The sequence below is a fragment of the Paenibacillus sp. FSL K6-1330 genome (assembly GCF_037976825.1).
Lineage (GTDB): Bacteria > Bacillota > Bacilli > Paenibacillales > Paenibacillaceae > Paenibacillus_AQ.
Genome location: NZ_CP150269.1, coordinates 4,435,005 through 4,449,463, shown reverse-complemented (window position 1 = coordinate 4,449,463; position 14,459 = coordinate 4,435,005). Strand labels below are relative to the sequence as shown.

Annotated in this window: 20 protein-coding genes; all 20 read left to right on the top strand. The window is 46.9% G+C overall.

Translation table 11 applies throughout. The features are described 5' to 3' along the window. Positions 1-9: 9 nt before the first annotated feature. Complete coding sequence (locus tag NYE54_RS19995) at positions 10-489, top strand: GNAT family N-acetyltransferase (protein ID WP_339265650.1); 480 nt, start codon at positions 10-12, stop codon at positions 487-489. Positions 490-541: 52 nt separating this feature from the next. Then, positions 542-1,198, top strand: coding sequence for an HAD family hydrolase (locus NYE54_RS19990; protein WP_339265648.1), 657 nt, complete (start codon positions 542-544; stop codon positions 1,196-1,198). Positions 1,199-1,256: 58 nt separating this feature from the next. Then, positions 1,257-1,808, top strand: a complete 552-nt coding sequence (locus tag NYE54_RS19985; RefSeq protein WP_339273577.1) for a GNAT family N-acetyltransferase — start codon at positions 1,257-1,259, stop codon at positions 1,806-1,808. Positions 1,809-1,817: 9 nt separating this feature from the next. Then, the gene (locus NYE54_RS19980; protein ID WP_339265647.1) at positions 1,818-2,066 is read left to right on the top strand and encodes a hypothetical protein; all 249 of its coding nucleotides are present in this window, start codon (positions 1,818-1,820) and stop codon (positions 2,064-2,066) included. Positions 2,067-2,152: 86 nt separating this feature from the next. After that, positions 2,153-2,851 (top strand): YjjG family noncanonical pyrimidine nucleotidase, encoded by a 699-nt coding sequence (locus NYE54_RS19975; RefSeq protein ID WP_339265646.1) that lies wholly within the window; start codon positions 2,153-2,155, stop codon positions 2,849-2,851. Further along, the gene (locus tag NYE54_RS19970) at positions 2,802-2,963 is read left to right on the top strand and encodes a zinc ribbon domain-containing protein (protein WP_144023430.1); all 162 of its coding nucleotides are present in this window, start codon (positions 2,802-2,804) and stop codon (positions 2,961-2,963) included. Before NYE54_RS19975 ends, NYE54_RS19970 begins: the two co-directional genes overlap by 50 nt. A gap of 31 nt (positions 2,964-2,994) precedes the next feature. Then, positions 2,995-3,642: an HAD family phosphatase gene (locus NYE54_RS19965; RefSeq protein WP_076321831.1), complete on the top strand. Its 648-nt coding sequence runs from the start codon at positions 2,995-2,997 to the stop codon at positions 3,640-3,642. A gap of 332 nt (positions 3,643-3,974) precedes the next feature. Then, positions 3,975-4,592 carry a VTT domain-containing protein gene (locus NYE54_RS19960; RefSeq protein WP_215162567.1) on the top strand — a complete coding sequence of 206 codons (618 nt, stop codon included), beginning with the start codon at positions 3,975-3,977 and terminating at the stop codon, positions 4,590-4,592. Further along, positions 4,593-5,129 (top strand): phosphatase PAP2 family protein, encoded by a 537-nt coding sequence (locus tag NYE54_RS19955; protein WP_339265641.1) that lies wholly within the window; start codon positions 4,593-4,595, stop codon positions 5,127-5,129. It abuts the gene before it with no gap. A 22-nt stretch (positions 5,130-5,151) separates the two neighbouring features. Beyond that, positions 5,152-6,393: a glycosyltransferase gene (locus tag NYE54_RS19950; protein ID WP_339265640.1), complete on the top strand. Its 1,242-nt coding sequence runs from the start codon at positions 5,152-5,154 to the stop codon at positions 6,391-6,393. 18 nt (positions 6,394-6,411) lie between these two features. Continuing rightward, positions 6,412-7,047, top strand: a complete 636-nt coding sequence (locus NYE54_RS19945) for a DedA family protein (RefSeq protein ID WP_339265639.1) — start codon at positions 6,412-6,414, stop codon at positions 7,045-7,047. Positions 7,048-7,220: 173 nt separating this feature from the next. Then, a complete protein-coding gene (locus NYE54_RS19940) occupies positions 7,221-7,586 on the top strand; it encodes a glyoxalase superfamily protein (RefSeq protein ID WP_339265638.1) in 366 nt (121 codons plus the stop codon). Then, entirely contained in the window at positions 7,583-8,491 is a 909-nt protein-coding gene (locus NYE54_RS19935; RefSeq protein ID WP_339265637.1) for a hypothetical protein, read from the top strand. The genes NYE54_RS19940 and NYE54_RS19935 overlap by 4 nt, the downstream gene beginning before the upstream one ends. Positions 8,492-8,582: 91 nt before the next feature. Then, positions 8,583-9,107, top strand: coding sequence for a YfiT family bacillithiol transferase (locus tag NYE54_RS19930; protein ID WP_339265635.1), 525 nt, complete (start codon positions 8,583-8,585; stop codon positions 9,105-9,107). Positions 9,108-9,264: 157 nt separating this feature from the next. Beyond that, positions 9,265-10,266: a Gfo/Idh/MocA family oxidoreductase gene (locus tag NYE54_RS19925; protein WP_076321823.1), complete on the top strand. Its 1,002-nt coding sequence runs from the start codon at positions 9,265-9,267 to the stop codon at positions 10,264-10,266. Positions 10,267-10,288: 22 nt separating this feature from the next. Then, complete coding sequence (locus NYE54_RS19920; protein WP_339265633.1) at positions 10,289-11,236, top strand: AraC family transcriptional regulator; 948 nt, start codon at positions 10,289-10,291, stop codon at positions 11,234-11,236. 14 nt (positions 11,237-11,250) lie between these two features. Then, a complete protein-coding gene (locus tag NYE54_RS19915) occupies positions 11,251-12,339 on the top strand; it encodes a Gfo/Idh/MocA family oxidoreductase (protein WP_076321821.1) in 1,089 nt (362 codons plus the stop codon). A 189-nt stretch (positions 12,340-12,528) separates the two neighbouring features. Beyond that, a complete protein-coding gene (locus tag NYE54_RS19910; RefSeq protein ID WP_339265631.1) occupies positions 12,529-13,323 on the top strand; it encodes a helix-turn-helix transcriptional regulator in 795 nt (264 codons plus the stop codon). Between the two features lie 184 nt (positions 13,324-13,507). Next, positions 13,508-13,999, top strand: coding sequence for a DUF523 domain-containing protein (locus NYE54_RS19905; protein WP_076321819.1), 492 nt, complete (start codon positions 13,508-13,510; stop codon positions 13,997-13,999). Positions 14,000-14,101: 102 nt separating this feature from the next. Then, positions 14,102-14,446: a YojF family protein gene (locus NYE54_RS19900; protein ID WP_076321818.1), complete on the top strand. Its 345-nt coding sequence runs from the start codon at positions 14,102-14,104 to the stop codon at positions 14,444-14,446. The last annotated feature ends 13 nt before the right edge of the window (positions 14,447-14,459 follow it).

The window sequence follows — 14,459 nt, the reverse complement described above, 5'->3', positions numbered from 1 at the left end:
GCTTGTAATATGTACACCCATAGGCCGCTGGCAGACGAGGATTTATCAACGATATGCAGCTTTCCTCAAACGCCGGAGGAGCTGTTTTACGTGAGTCCCAGATCGGAGTTTCCTTGGACGCCGGAGCAAATCTTGAGTTTGCTAGAAAATCGATATGATCCTACGGTTATTGTTGAAGAATCTACAGGGCAGGTTGTCGCTTATGCGAATTTTTATGAGGATGTTGATCAATCTCTGCTGCTCGGCAATGTTATCGTTGCTCCGTCGCATAGGGGAATGGGAGCCGCGCAGAAGCTGTTACAGACCATGATGGATATAGCCAAAGAGAAATATGGAATGACAACCTTTTCTCTTAGCTGCCATAATACCAACTCCAGAGGGCTGGTTTTTTATCATAAGCTTGGATTTGAGCCCTTCGATGTCCGTATTACGACGTTAGATGATGATCAGAAGATGATTACCATTCAGATGAGGATGAATTTAGTCTGAGTGGGATGGTGTATAGTCGTTCTTGAAGGAAAGGATGAAAGGGGAGCGAGGTATGTCCACCATTCAGGCGGTGCTGTTTGATTTTGATGGTACATTAGCAGATACGTTGCCGCTTTCGTTTAAAGCGTTCCGGGCGGTTTTCTTGAAATATGAAGGCAAAACGTTGACGGATGCGGAAATCGTGGAGACCTTTGGTCCAACGGAGGAAGAGATTATAACTAAATATCTCTCGAACCCAGCCCATGTTGACGAAGCCGTAGAATATTATTACGAAGTGTTTGAGAAGGATTTTCAGAAGCATGTACAGGTGTCGGAATCGATCCAGAATCTAATCTCGAAGTTGTGGGATTTACATATACCCATGGTCATTATTACGGGCAAGAGCAGAAGGTGCCTGGATATCTGTCTTAGAAATCTGGAGCTGGACGGTTTTTTTGCCGCTACTATCACGGGTGATGAGGTTGAACGTTCCAAGCCGGACCCGGAAGGGATATTCAAAGCCGTTCAATTGCTCGGTCTGAGTACATCGGACGTGGTTTTTGTCGGCGACAGCGATGCCGATATAGCGGCAGGCAAATCAGCCCAGGTGCTCACCATTGGAGCGCATTGGTTTGATACCGTACAGAACGTAGAATTTAGCGTTGAACCTGATGATATTTATACTCGGCCCGATCAGTTAATAGCCCTCGTCATGGGCCAGGGAAAATGAGCGAGCGAATGAATGCAGGAGGACTATATTGAACAAGACAAGTATCCATTCCCCAGGAATGCCCTTCACAATTGAATGTGAGGACATCCTGCTCAGGGAATATATGGTGGAAGACCTTGATGCGATCTTTAAGATCACGCACGAACCTGAGATCAGACAGTTCCTGCCCGGTTGGGATGTACCCAGGGAACAGCGGCTCGAATGGTTAATCAACTATGAAATTGTGGAGAATCGGCAGTTCTTGCAGACCGTTCATGACGGCGGGGACGTGGGGAAGCTGCGTCTGCGGCTAGCCATGGTCTTAAAAGAAACAGGCGAATGTATCGGCTGGTGCAATACAGGTCCTAAGGAAGAGCTGCCTCAGCCCAATCGAGAGATTATGTACGGAATCTCGAATCAGCATTATAATAAGGGATATACTACGCAAGCTGTACGGGCATTAATCCAGTTCTTGTTCCGGAATACAAGCGAGCGCGAGCTAAGCGCTTTAGCCGTCGTTCATAATCATGCCTCCAATAAAGTGATCCAAAAATGCGGGTTTACCTATATCGGCGAGATCGAACTTGAGCAGGAACGGTATCATCACTATAATTTATGCGATGAGAATTAGGGAGGCCATATGAAACAGCTAGCCCTTGAAGCGGGAATCTTTATTGTGACGGAATTGCTTTTGATCACGCTCTTGGGCGTGGGCGAATGGGCAATGATGGTGTTCTCAGCAGGTGTAATCATTACGATATTATTGTTAATTTTCATGCGTCTGACAGAGTTGGTGAAGAGTAACAGAAATCGTCTAGATCATCTACAAAGGCAAAGGATTAAGGAATTGAACCAACAATCCAAATTAACTTCGACATCCGGGCATTGATTTGATGAGTCAGAATGAATAAAATGATATGCTGGGTAGCAGAAGGGTAATCGTTGAAGTTAAGCAGCATGAGAAGGAGGGCAGCCGTGCGTTACAACGTTATTTTATTTGATGCAGATGAAACATTATACGACTATGCCAAATCGGAGGCTTTTGCGTTGTCCGGCGTTTTTGGCGAGATTGATCAGGAGTGCACGGATGCCATCGTAGACAGATACAGACGCATTAACCAGCAGTTGTGGCGTGATTTCGAGGAGGGGAAGGTTACACAAAGTGACTTGCGTACGGCCAGGTTTGACCGGCTGTTGGCAGAACACAACATCAAGTGCGCCTTGGATGCCAATGCCTTTAGCGATATATACATAAAATATCTAGGGCAAGGCTCCTTTCTGATGGAAGGGGCAGAAGAGCTGTGCAGTCAACTGGCCGAACGCGGCCAACGAATGGCTATCATCACGAACGGAATCAAGGAAGTGCAGTTTAACCGAATTAGCCGGTCTCCGTTATGCGATTCCTTTGAATGCATCATTGTTTCGGAGGATGCTGGGTCCCAGAAGCCCCACGAAGGCATATTCGATTATGCATTCGATAAGTTGAATCATCCCGACAAGAAGGAAGTTCTCATCGTCGGCGATTCGTTAACTTCCGATATACAAGGAGGCATCCATTACGGGATTGATACCTGCTGGTATAACCCACTGCGCAAGCCAAACCCGACATCCATTCAACCTAAGTATGAGATCCATTCCCTTATGGAACTGCACGATATTATTTCATCTGAGTGATCTTGTTGTATCCTGTACCCGATGCGGTTTCGTCGAAGTATTCAATCCCGATGTGCTCAGAGGCCATAAAACCGGAGTGCTGGGAACGTTACTCGATATTATCTGGCGTTAACTAAAATACATATCAACAAAGGAGCATGAACATGATACAGGCATTTATTTTTGACATGGATGGGGTCATTATTGACAGTGAACCGCTTCACTTTGAAGTCGATATTCAGGTGATGAACGACTACGGATCGGCGATAACCCATGAACAGCTGGAGAAGTATGTAGGCATGACCAATCCGGAGATGTGGGCAGCCATTAAAGATGAACATCAGCTTGCTCAATCCGTTTCGGAAATCATTGAATACCAATTGTCCAATAAAATTGAAATACTCACCTCACGGGAAATGGAGCCTATAGATGGCATTCGGGAGCTCCTTGCGGAGCTTAAAGCACGTAACATACCGGCAGCTATTGCATCATCATCGCCACCAGTATTTATATCGGCCGTCTTGCGTAAGTTCGATCTCTTGGATCAGTTTGAATGCGTTGTGAGCGGTGAAGAAGTGGAGAAAGGGAAGCCGGCACCGGATGTGTATCTTAAGGCGGCTGAATTGCTCGGAGTGAATCCAGAGCATTGCATGGTGCTTGAGGATGCAAGGCATGGCGTTGCTGCAGCGAAGGCGGCTGGAATGAATTGCATAGGCTTCGTGAACCCGAACTCGGGGAATCAGGACTTATCGCAGGCCGATCATGTGGTGAACTCGGTCCGAGAGGTCGCGCAAATTTGTCAATTTGAATAGTTCATGGTCTTAGAGCTTGGCAGTTTGGCCGCATATTGCGGCTAAGCTGTTTTTTTTGTTTATGGTCCAAATGGTTATAAACTCAACTTATTGATCATAAAACTCGTTTATACTATATCTACTATATTATATCTACTATTAGTATCTAGACCTAAGTCTAGGTTGATTATCGTCTGAAGACGGAAGTCATCTTTCTTCAATCATGATATTCTTACATTAACATGATATGTGAGAGGAATGTGAACGGATGATTTCGGATATAAATTTGACCCACGATATCGCACAGTATAGGGATTGCCCAGTGTGTAGTCTAGCAGAGGAGACAAGACCTGATGGATTTTTTACGTAATTTAGGCGATATCGGATTATTTATTCATGCCATGATCGATGCGATTATTTTTCCGATTCCGGCACTTTTCTCGCAATTGTCTTTAAGTGCATTGAGTCCGGACCGAGCGATCTGGCTCGCCTCGATCGGATTTGTCGGCTGCTTGATCGGAACGCCGATCGGTTATGGAATTGGCAAGGCTTCCGGAAATTTGGTCTTAACCAAGGTCATGAAGAAAAAATGGCACGATTCCGCCACCGCCTTGTTTACCAAGCATGGCGAAGCCGCAATTCTTGTCGGTGCGTTTACACCGATTCCTTTTAAAATCTTCACCATTCTATCCGGCTGCATGAGCTATCCCTTATGGAAACTTCTCACCTACGCAGCGATCGGACGCGCCGTGAAGTTCTATACCGTAGGTGTGCTCTTCTACGTATATGGCCGTGCTGCAGAGAATATGGTGGACAGCGTGCTTACGATTATTTTGATGTCCGTAGGTGCTCTGATTGGAGGAATTTGGCTGACGGTTCATTTTATCAAGAAACGCAGGAAAAAACGTTCGGAAATCCCTGTCGTGCAGGGTTCAAAAGATTCAGTTGATGTAACGGCAGGTGAAGAATGAATGATCGAGCGATTACGAAGATTTGATCACCGGATATTTGTCTGGTGCAACCAGACGATCAGCAACAGAGCCTTTGATCGGCTGTTCGGCAGCATTACCCATCTCGGTGGAGCCACCTTTACGATTCTGAGCGCACTGCTCATCGCCTGGGCTGCATTTGAAGCATGGGACATAACGGCATATCAGAGTGCCATTGCCTTAACCGTTAGCCATCTGATTGTTGTCCTCATCAAGAAGATCGTCAGAAGAGATCGTCCGTTTCGGGTTCTAGAGCAGGTGAAGATTGGAAATTTTCCATTGAAGGACTATTCCTTCCCGTCAGGACACACCACGGCGATCTTTGCCGTCATAACACCATTGTTGTTTCTGGTATCTCCGCTGCCTACGATACTGCTAATTATCCTGGCTGCGCTGGTCGGTCTATCCCGTATATATTGGGGATATCATTACCCAACTGATTGCCTGGCAGGCAGTCTGATTGGATTCGGTTCTGGATGGCTGGTCGTTTACCTGATGCATGTCATTGGAATCACATAACGTTAGATAAGGAGTAATATTCATGAGATCCATATATGAGCAAAAAATCATCATATTAACCGGAAGTCTGGGAGAGGGTCACAACCAGGCATCAAAGGCCATTGTGGAATCAGCAAAAAGAAACTACCCTCATCTGCGCGTGAAAGTCATTGATTACATGGAGTTAACTCATCCACGTCTGCATGTGGCTGGTCAGTTTTTCTTTGTGCAATGGATGAAGCACTTTCCATCCTTTTATGGATACTTATTCCAGAAAACGCGCGAGGAAAACACCCTCATCCAGATGCTGAAACGCTTTAGTACCTTCAGTCTTCACAGGCTCAGCACGATGCTGGAAACGGAAAATCCGGCTGTCGTGGTCAGTACCTTTCCGCCGGCAGCAGCGGGGATGTCTCTGCTGAAAGCGATGGGTTTCACAAATGTGCCGACGGCAACCGTCATGACGGACCATACGGATCACAGCTACTGGATACACTCTCATACGGATTATTACATGGTTGGTTCCGATGTGGTACAGGTTGCATTGGAGCGCAAAGGCGTGCCAAGCGAAAAGATCTCTGTGACCGGCATACCCGTTAATCCGCTGTATAGTCAACCTGTCGATCCGGAACGGCTCCGAGCCTATTACGGCTTGTGTCCATCCGAACAGGTCGTACTGATTATGGGCGGTGGAGAAGGGATGATCGATAAAGAAATAATCGAACTCTTGAAATCAAGGGCATACCCGCAGGGTGTTCGGTTTATGGTCGTGTGCGGCCGCAATATGAAATTATATCAATCACTGCTGGAAGAGTTTTCAGAGCATCCGCAAATCACGGTCATGGGTTACGTAGATCGTATGCATGAGTTGATGGCGATAGCGGACCTAATGATTACAAAGCCGGGAGGCCTCACGATTTCCGAGGCATTAACGATGGAACGGCCGATGCTGTTAGTGAAACCCTTGCCAGGCCAAGAACAGGATAATGCGGACTACCTGGTTGGAATAGGCGTGGCACGGCAAGCCATGGCGGGTGAACTGCAGCACCAATTGCTAACATTAATTACAAGTCCGCCCTTATTGCAAGAAATGAAGCGAAGAGCGGCCATTAACACGCATAAAAATTCGGCTTTATCAGTCCTCACAAGATTGATGGATATTCAACAGAATCAGCGCCATTCTCGTGAATGGTCTGAAAATATGAATCCGGTGCCCTACGAGGTGCTGAACAAAGAAGTTTATGTAAATGATGCTCTACAACACTACTATGACAGTTATCGGTAAGATGAAGGAGTTTTCCCCATGAATTTGTTTGAATTGGTTGAGCAGTTGTTTGAACAATACGGCTACCTGGTGTTATTGATTGGGCTTCCCCTTGATTTTATTGCTCTTCCAATTCCTCCTGGAAATAGTACCTTAACCTATACCGGGTTTTTGACCTATAAAGGAATCATCGATATGGTTCCTGCCGTTGGCTCTGCTTTTATGGGAGCGGCTATGGGGCTAACCATTACCTATATCCTGGGATACAAGCTGGGGATGCCGCTTATAGAGCGCTATGGAAAATGGCTGTTTATTAAGCCGTCCCTTGTAGAGAAAACGCAGGCCTATTACAACAAGTATGGAAATAAGCTGCTCATTATTTGTTTTTTCATACCCGGGGTCAGGCAATTTATCGGGTATTTTATCGGCATGATTCGGGTTCCCTATCGAACGGTGTGGCTATATGGGTACACGGGGGTAGCCTCATGGGTGCTGGTCTTTTTCAGCATAGGCTTTATATTCGGCGAACAGTGGCAGTACATTCTGAATGTGGTTGAGCATTATTTGAAAGTGATCTTTGTCTGCCTGGGTAGTTCATTTCTCGTTCTGCTGGTGTGGAGTCGTGTTAAACGCGAGAAAGCCAAGAAGCTGCCCAAAGTGACCAGGAATGAATAGTTATAAATGAAAAGAATACTTGCCAAAGCTGGCCCAGCAAACGTGGTTTTATGTATCTGTGCTGGGTTTTTATTTTTGGGACGAGCCTTACAGAATTTATGATATATTCTAAATAAGTCAGCAGTACATACATAAGGAGTTTGAAAAATAAAGGATGTAGTAGGGGGCAGATCATGAGCAAAATCATACCATTATTCAGGGTATTCGATGAAACGAAGGCAAGGGAATTCTATATCCAATATCTTGGTTTTACCTTGGATTGGGAACATCGGTTTGATGACTCGGCACCGCTCTACATGCAAATAACAAAGGATTTGTTAACGATTCATTTGACGGAGCATTACGGAGACTGTTCCCCAGGAGCAGCCATTCGCGTGGAGATGGCAGGGATTGAAGATTTTCACGAACAGCTGTTAAGCCAGAACTATCCGTATTCCAGGCCTGGAATCGAGACTGCACCTTGGAACAGCAAAGAACTATGTGTCGTTGATCCATTCGGCAACCGAATCACTTTCTACGAGGAGTTGGAATCCAAGTGAAGAAGCTAAACAGGATGCGATTTGAACAAGCCAGGCAATATATGCTGCACCAGGCCAGGGACCTTGAACGGGCACTATTCCGGTACGAATTCGAGGACGGGTCGTTTACTGACGTATTAACCGAGCTCGATAGCTATCAGAACGAGGACGGTGGATTTGGTCATGGTCTTGAGCCCGATCTTCGCTGCAAGGAGTCATCTGCTCTGGCAACAACCAGAGCGCTTGAGATTCTTCGGTTAAATCCAGATCATCCGGAGCGCAGCGAACGGGTTATATCCACGTTAAAGTATCTTGAGCACTCCTATGTGCCAGAACGGTCAGGGTGGGACATTATTCCTAAGGAAGCCGAGCAGTCTCCGAGGGCGATCTGGTGGCAGTACGGAGCCTTCAAGGATCATTGGGGAAATCCGAATGCGGATATCACCGCCTATTTTATCGACGAGCGGGAGTTATACCCTTTAGAGTTTTTGGAATCAAGGATTGATTATGCTGTGAACTACCTGAAACAATCTAGCGATCTTCATGAAATGCATGAATTGTTTTGTTATTTGCGCTTGAACGAAAGATTGCCGAAAGAACAGGCTTCCGAGATCGAAGAAACCCTTGAGGTCTTCATGGATAATTGCATAAGCAGGGATCCTGGCAGCCGCGAGGGATACGGAGCAACGCCTCTCAGCATTATGGATTCTCCGAATTCACCTTATTATGCTAAATACCAAGAGCTTCTGCCGCTGGAACTGGATTTGCTTATAGAGAATCAAGGGGAAGATGGTGCCTGGGAGCCCAATTGGAGCTGGTACCAGTACGAAGAGGTATGGCCGTTGGCCAAGGAGGAATGGAAGGGCGTTCTGACATGGAATGCACTTCGGACGCTGCGTAATTTTGAACGGATTGCGGTGGATTGACATCGGATCAGGGATACTGGACTCGTTGTAAAATGCTAATATCATTACCATACGAATTTTACAAAAAATGATGGTCAAGGAGTGAGGGAACATGGATTTGAGATACCCGATAGGGCAATTTGAATGGGAAGGGCACTCCGCGCCTGAACAAAGGGAGCTCTGGATTCAAGAGATTAAGAGCCTGCCGGAGAAACTGAGGGCTGCAGTCCAGGGGCTAAGCCAGGAACAACTGAATGTATCTTATCGAGATGGAGGTTGGACGATCCGTCAAGTCGTTCACCATCTTGCAGATAGCCACATGAACAGCTATATTCGGTTTAAACTTGCTTTAACGGAAGACAACCCAACAATTAAGCCTTATGACGAGCAGAAGTGGGCTGCCCTTCAAGATTCATTGATCCTGGACATTGAGGCATCGCTTGTTTTGCTTGATGGCATGCATGCCAGATGGGGTGCTTTGTTAGACATCATGGATAACGGAGACTATCTCAGAACGTTCTATCACCCAGAGAACCAGCGAAAAACCAGTCTGGAATACGCCATGGGCATGTACGCCTGGCATGGAAAGCACCATACTGCACATGTCACATCTGCAAAAGAACGATTGAAATTTTAGATACAGCACAGCCTGCTCCGTCAACTGGCGGAGTTTTTTACGTGTCACCGTGTCGTGATATCTAACTTGATTGTCGCAATTTTACACTGTGAATCGGGCGGTTCGTGTGATAGATTAATGGCATGATGTCCTAATATTAGATACTGAGGTGACGAGAATGATTAGAATCGGAAAAATTAGTTATTGGCATGTGCACGCGTGGGATTATACGAAACAAGCGCAGGAGCATCCGGATGCTCAAATCGTAGCGGTATGGGATGAGAACCCAGAGCGCGGAAGAGAAGCAGCGGAGAAGCAAGGCGTACCTTTTTATGAATCCTTGGATGACATGCTGCAAAGTGACGATATCGATGCTGTGATCGTGGATGCTCCGACATCCATGCATAGAGAAGTGATGTTGAAAGCTGCGGCAGCAGGCAAACACATTTTCACGGAAAAAGTAATTGCTGCCACCCTGCAAGAAGTCAATGATATCATCAATGCCGTGAATGAGAACCAAGTCAAATTAACGGTATCGCTACCGCGACTGAATGACGGTTATACTTTGGCGATCCGCGAGGTATTGCAGCAAGAGTTGCTTGGCACCGTAACACTTGTTCGTGTACGCTTGTCTCATAATGGCGCGACTGCCGGATGGCTGCCTGAGCATTTTTACAGCCTGGAGCAGTGCCGTGGAGGCGCCTTAATCGATCTGGGATGTCATCCGATGTATTTGACACGCTTGTTCCTGGGTGAAGAAGCGGTTGATGTCAATGCGAATTTCGGATACATCACGGGTAAGGAAGTGGAAGACAACGCCGTTGCTACGCTTTCTACAGCTACGGGAGCGGTCGGTGTGGTTGAAGCCGGATTTGTTAACAGCTTCTCGCCATTTACGATTGAAATTCATGGTACGGATGGAACGATTCTGTACGGAACGCCGGATAGCAAACTTCTGATTCGTTCAACGAAAAAAGAAGAGTACAAGGATGCTTGGATTGAGCTGCCGGTACCGGCGAATCGTGCAAGTGCATTTGAACAATGGATTTCCCATATTCAAGAGGATACCATTGCAGAGGAAAATATCGCATTTGCGGTTGAACTAACCAAACTAATGGAAGCATCCAACCGTTCGGCCAAAGAGCATCGCGCCATTCGTTTGGATGAACTGCAAGCATAAGATACAGGGATGATGCATCAGGATGAATAACCATTTTCCATACGAATTGATGAAAGATCGGCAGGATGCCTTGGAGCGACTTGATCTGAGAGTCTATTGGGGGCGTTATGAGATCCGGGTTCTTCGGTTTCATCTCACCACCTTTCCGCCAGGAAAGATTGTCTCCTTCCACAAGCATGCGGAGTATGAGTTTCATTTCATACCCCGCGGCAAGGGGACCGTTATTATGGAAGAGGAACCTTATCCGCTGCGGGAAGGCATGTTTTATTTAACGGGTCCGAATGTGCTTCATTATCAGGAGGCGGATGCAGCGGAGCCGATGGACGAATTATGTCTGCATGTGGACATTATTCCACGCGATGAGGTATCCGAGCATGAGAGCCAGGTGCTGCCTGTTTCGGATCCATGGGAAATGGCGGAAGCCGATGACTGTATGGAGAAGCTGAGGGGATTACCGCTGAAGCCAACGATGGATATCCATCGTGCGATGCCTTATTTCCTTGAGGCTTATCAGGCTTCTCAGGAGAAGTATTCGGGTCTGTATACAACGATTAAGCAGTGCATTATTCAGATATTGCTGCGCGCTGTACGCGCATATGAATCCGAGCCATCGGAAGCGGAACTGCCTTCACGAGATATGAAGGCTTACCGCTATCAATTGGCCCTGGAGTATATTCATGCAAACTCTTCGGGAGAGGTTGTACTGGATGACGTCGCGGAGAAGCTGCATATCAGCTCAAGGCAGCTGCAGCGAATATTCAAGGAGCAAGCGGAAGGGCAGTCCTTCAGCGAAATACTGGAACATGTCCGGCTTGAAGCCGTATGCAGGAAGCTGATCGATACCAATTGGTCGATTGATAAAATCGCCATCCACGAAGGCTTCTCAAGCGGAAGTTATTTGCATACCGTGTTTCGAAAGAGATATGGATATACGCCATCAACATATCGAGCAATGAATGTGAAATTGTAGGGGGAGTATCAGCCATGAGCAAAACCATTCGAATAGGAATTATTGGAAGCGGCGGCATTGCGGGGGAGCATGCAAAGTATTATAAACAAATTGACGATGTGCAGATTGTTGCCGTAGCTGATATTTTACCCGGCAGAGCCGATCAATTTATTGAGCGCTGGGGACTTCAGGGGGCAATCGGATTTGATGATCACCGCAGATTGTTGGATCTCGACCTGGATGGCGTAAGCATCTGTACGCCAAACGTCGCTCATTACAGTACCACGATTGATGCGCTGTCAGCGGGCAAACACGTAATGCTCGAGAAACCGATGTCGGTCACGTTGGATGAAGCCATCGAGATGGTCCAGATCGCGAAGAAGACAGGGAATATGCTCAATGTAGGCTTCCAGCCGCGTTATGATCCGAACATGGGCATCATTAAGAATCTGATCCAAAACGGCGAGCTTGGAAAAGTCTATTATGTGGAAACCGGAGGCGGTCGCCGCCGTGGGATGCCGGGTGGCACGTTTGTTCGACAGGAGATTTCAGGGGCAGGTGCCATGGCGGACATTGGCTGTTATTCCTTGGACATGGCCCTGAACGCACTTGGATATCCCAAACCGTTGACGGTATCCGCGTATACATCGAATTATTTTGGCACGAATCCCAAATATCACTCCGAATCCGGAGCGTTTAACGTCGAGGATTTCGGCGTAGCGATGATACGATTCGAAGGAGACCTTGTGCTTAACTTTAAAACTTCGTGGGCTATGCATATGGATACCTTGGGGGCGACCATGTTCCTTGGAACGGATGCGGGCATGAAGATTACACCGGCAGGTTCAGGCCCTTGGAGCGGTGTGTGGGATGGGAAGGTAGGATCGATCTCCTTGTTCCATGATATCCAAGGTCATCATACCGAAAGCGCAATACCGCTGGTCCACCATGAGCTTAACGTATTTGAGGAGAAAATCAAGGATTTCGTAAGCGCTGTGCGCGAAGGCAAGCCGGCACCGATCCCGGGCGAGCAGGTGCTTCGGAATCAAGCGATTCTGGACGGCATCTTGCGGTCTTCCCAAAGCAAAAAAGAGGTTGAGATTCATATTCCGGACTTGGATTGATGGTAAGAAAGCCGCGCGTGCAGCGCGGCTTTTTTTTGTGATTGTTTATACTTGTGAGGTGATATTTTTAACATATAAAAGCTTCCATTTTTTAGATGGATATGATAGTATAAATGCGAACAATTGTTCCTCGGAAGAGTTGGATTGGACCCAGACATAATATCCGGAATGAAGGATGGTGCAGACCTGATGACTGATCGATATGCTGAAATCGATGAGGTAATCGCGTATATTCACAATAATATTTATGAGCCTCTTCCGTTATCGACACTGGCGGATTACATAGGATACAGCCCATATCATTTTTCGCGTATATTTAAGGATCGAATCGGACTGCCTCCATTATATTATGTGTCCTCGCTTCGTTTGGAGAAGGCGAAGGACTTGCTATTACATACACATCTGAGTATCCGGGATGTCGCCATGGAGATCGGTCAGCAGAGTCTGGGTACATTTACAACACGCTTTACGGAAAGAGTAGGAGTGACCCCTTCCCAGTTTCGAAACTCGAGGGAAGAGGCGGACGAGCATCTGTTATCCCTACAGAAACTGAACAGCTGGCGTGACTCCATACCGGTTGTGAATCCCAATCTGACAGTTGAGGGCACGGTAGAGGCAACGGCTCCATTTCAGGGTGTCATCTTGATCGGGCTGTTCGCCAAGCCGATTCCCGAAGGTTTACCGTTATACGGAACTTTGTTATCCTCCGTCGGCTCGTTTCGGTTCGGCGACGTCAGACCCGGAACGTATTATCTGATGGCCACTTCGGTCCCATGGGGCATGCAGGCGGTTGATTTCCTGCTTCCTAAGTCTACCACGCTGCGTACCCGTTCGAAGGAACCCATTATCGTTACCCCAAACTTCAAGACCCCGCATCTTCATGTAACATTGCATGTTCCCCGGCTGGATGATCCGCCGATTCTGATTTCTTTGCCATTATTAATGAATCATTTTCTCAAAAGGGTTGCTCCCATGCTGCGTTGAGCCCTGGAGAGGATCGGTTCGTATGTTGATACACTTTTGGCATTGAAGGCTACCTCACACCATGGCAGCTCTTCATTGCATTTCGTTGACATTTGGATTCTGATTCCTGATACTTAAATGAGGGCGAATGGCATAGGCAGTATTGTTATTTGTAAGTAAGAACGAGAGATTTGAGGTGTCACCTGTGATTGTTGTAAGCTCGTGTTTAGCCGGTTTGCAGGTTCGTTATAACGCTACGGACAGTTTGGATGCGAACATTCAGCAGCTGGTCAAATCGAAGAAAGCTGTGACCGTATGTCCCGAACTTCTTGGCGGATTCTCAACTCCACGGGAGCCTGCGGAGATCGTCGGAGGAAACGGTGATGACGTACTGGCAGGGAATGCTAGAGTGGTTGAATTGTCCGGGAAAGACGTGACCGAGATGTATATAAATGGTGCCTACCAAGCGCTTCGAGTGGCACAAGAGCTCGGAGCATTGCTGATCGTCCTGAAAGAGAGCAGTCCTTCCTGCGGCAGTGCCATGATTTATAATGGAGAATTTGCCAATGAGAAGATAGCCGGTTATGGCGTAACTACGGCTCTGCTGCGCAGGGAAGGTTATAAGGTTATTTCAGAGCACGACCTTAGCGTATATGCAGCACAGCCGGAATACGCCTCTCTTTTTATTGGGAGATAAATCAAACGTCTTCGTTTATATATTTTCGTCCTGCTCTATAATTATGATAGAATTATCATATCGACTGCTTACATGTTGTGATTCTTTATATTGGAGGGAATTATGGAACTCATAAATCAAACCGAAGTACAACAAATGATTGATAAATTGAAGGACCAGGATTTATATATTCACCTTGAGATGACAACAGGCGCTTATGCTGCCCATTATGACAGCACGAAGCACCCCGCGGCTAACTTTATTACGAATGCAACCATTCGTTACAGCCACGGTTCTATATCCGGCAATGGACCCTATCGGGTTGGATTGAAAATGAGTCAAGGCTGGGTATATACGGAAGGACTCACCCATTTCGAACAGAGTGATACCGATCGGCTGATCATGGCAGGTCATGACAGTCAGGGCAAACTGGTTGTCGCTTTGCAGCTGAGCCGGGAGCCTTTTTAATAGAGAGAGGAGA

Coding starts and splice junctions, on each gene's coding strand:
- NYE54_RS19995 (WP_339265650.1), top strand. CDS start 10: ATGTACACCCATAGGCCGCTGGCAGACGAGGATTTATCAACGATATGC.
- NYE54_RS19990 (WP_339265648.1), top strand. CDS start 542: ATGTCCACCATTCAGGCGGTGCTGTTTGATTTTGATGGTACATTAGCA.
- NYE54_RS19985 (WP_339273577.1), top strand. CDS start 1,257: ATGCCCTTCACAATTGAATGTGAGGACATCCTGCTCAGGGAATATATG.
- NYE54_RS19980 (WP_339265647.1), top strand. CDS start 1,818: ATGAAACAGCTAGCCCTTGAAGCGGGAATCTTTATTGTGACGGAATTG.
- NYE54_RS19970 (WP_144023430.1), top strand. CDS start 2,802: ATGAGATCCATTCCCTTATGGAACTGCACGATATTATTTCATCTGAGT.
- NYE54_RS19965 (WP_076321831.1), top strand. CDS start 2,995: ATGATACAGGCATTTATTTTTGACATGGATGGGGTCATTATTGACAGT.
- NYE54_RS19960 (WP_215162567.1), top strand. CDS start 3,975: ATGGATTTTTTACGTAATTTAGGCGATATCGGATTATTTATTCATGCC.
- NYE54_RS19955 (WP_339265641.1), top strand. CDS start 4,593: ATGATCGAGCGATTACGAAGATTTGATCACCGGATATTTGTCTGGTGC.
- NYE54_RS19950 (WP_339265640.1), top strand. CDS start 5,152: ATGAGATCCATATATGAGCAAAAAATCATCATATTAACCGGAAGTCTG.
- NYE54_RS19945 (WP_339265639.1), top strand. CDS start 6,412: ATGAATTTGTTTGAATTGGTTGAGCAGTTGTTTGAACAATACGGCTAC.
- NYE54_RS19940 (WP_339265638.1), top strand. CDS start 7,221: ATGAGCAAAATCATACCATTATTCAGGGTATTCGATGAAACGAAGGCA.
- NYE54_RS19930 (WP_339265635.1), top strand. CDS start 8,583: ATGGATTTGAGATACCCGATAGGGCAATTTGAATGGGAAGGGCACTCC.
- NYE54_RS19925 (WP_076321823.1), top strand. CDS start 9,265: ATGATTAGAATCGGAAAAATTAGTTATTGGCATGTGCACGCGTGGGAT.
- NYE54_RS19920 (WP_339265633.1), top strand. CDS start 10,289: ATGAATAACCATTTTCCATACGAATTGATGAAAGATCGGCAGGATGCC.
- NYE54_RS19915 (WP_076321821.1), top strand. CDS start 11,251: ATGAGCAAAACCATTCGAATAGGAATTATTGGAAGCGGCGGCATTGCG.
- NYE54_RS19910 (WP_339265631.1), top strand. CDS start 12,529: ATGACTGATCGATATGCTGAAATCGATGAGGTAATCGCGTATATTCAC.
- NYE54_RS19900 (WP_076321818.1), top strand. CDS start 14,102: ATGGAACTCATAAATCAAACCGAAGTACAACAAATGATTGATAAATTG.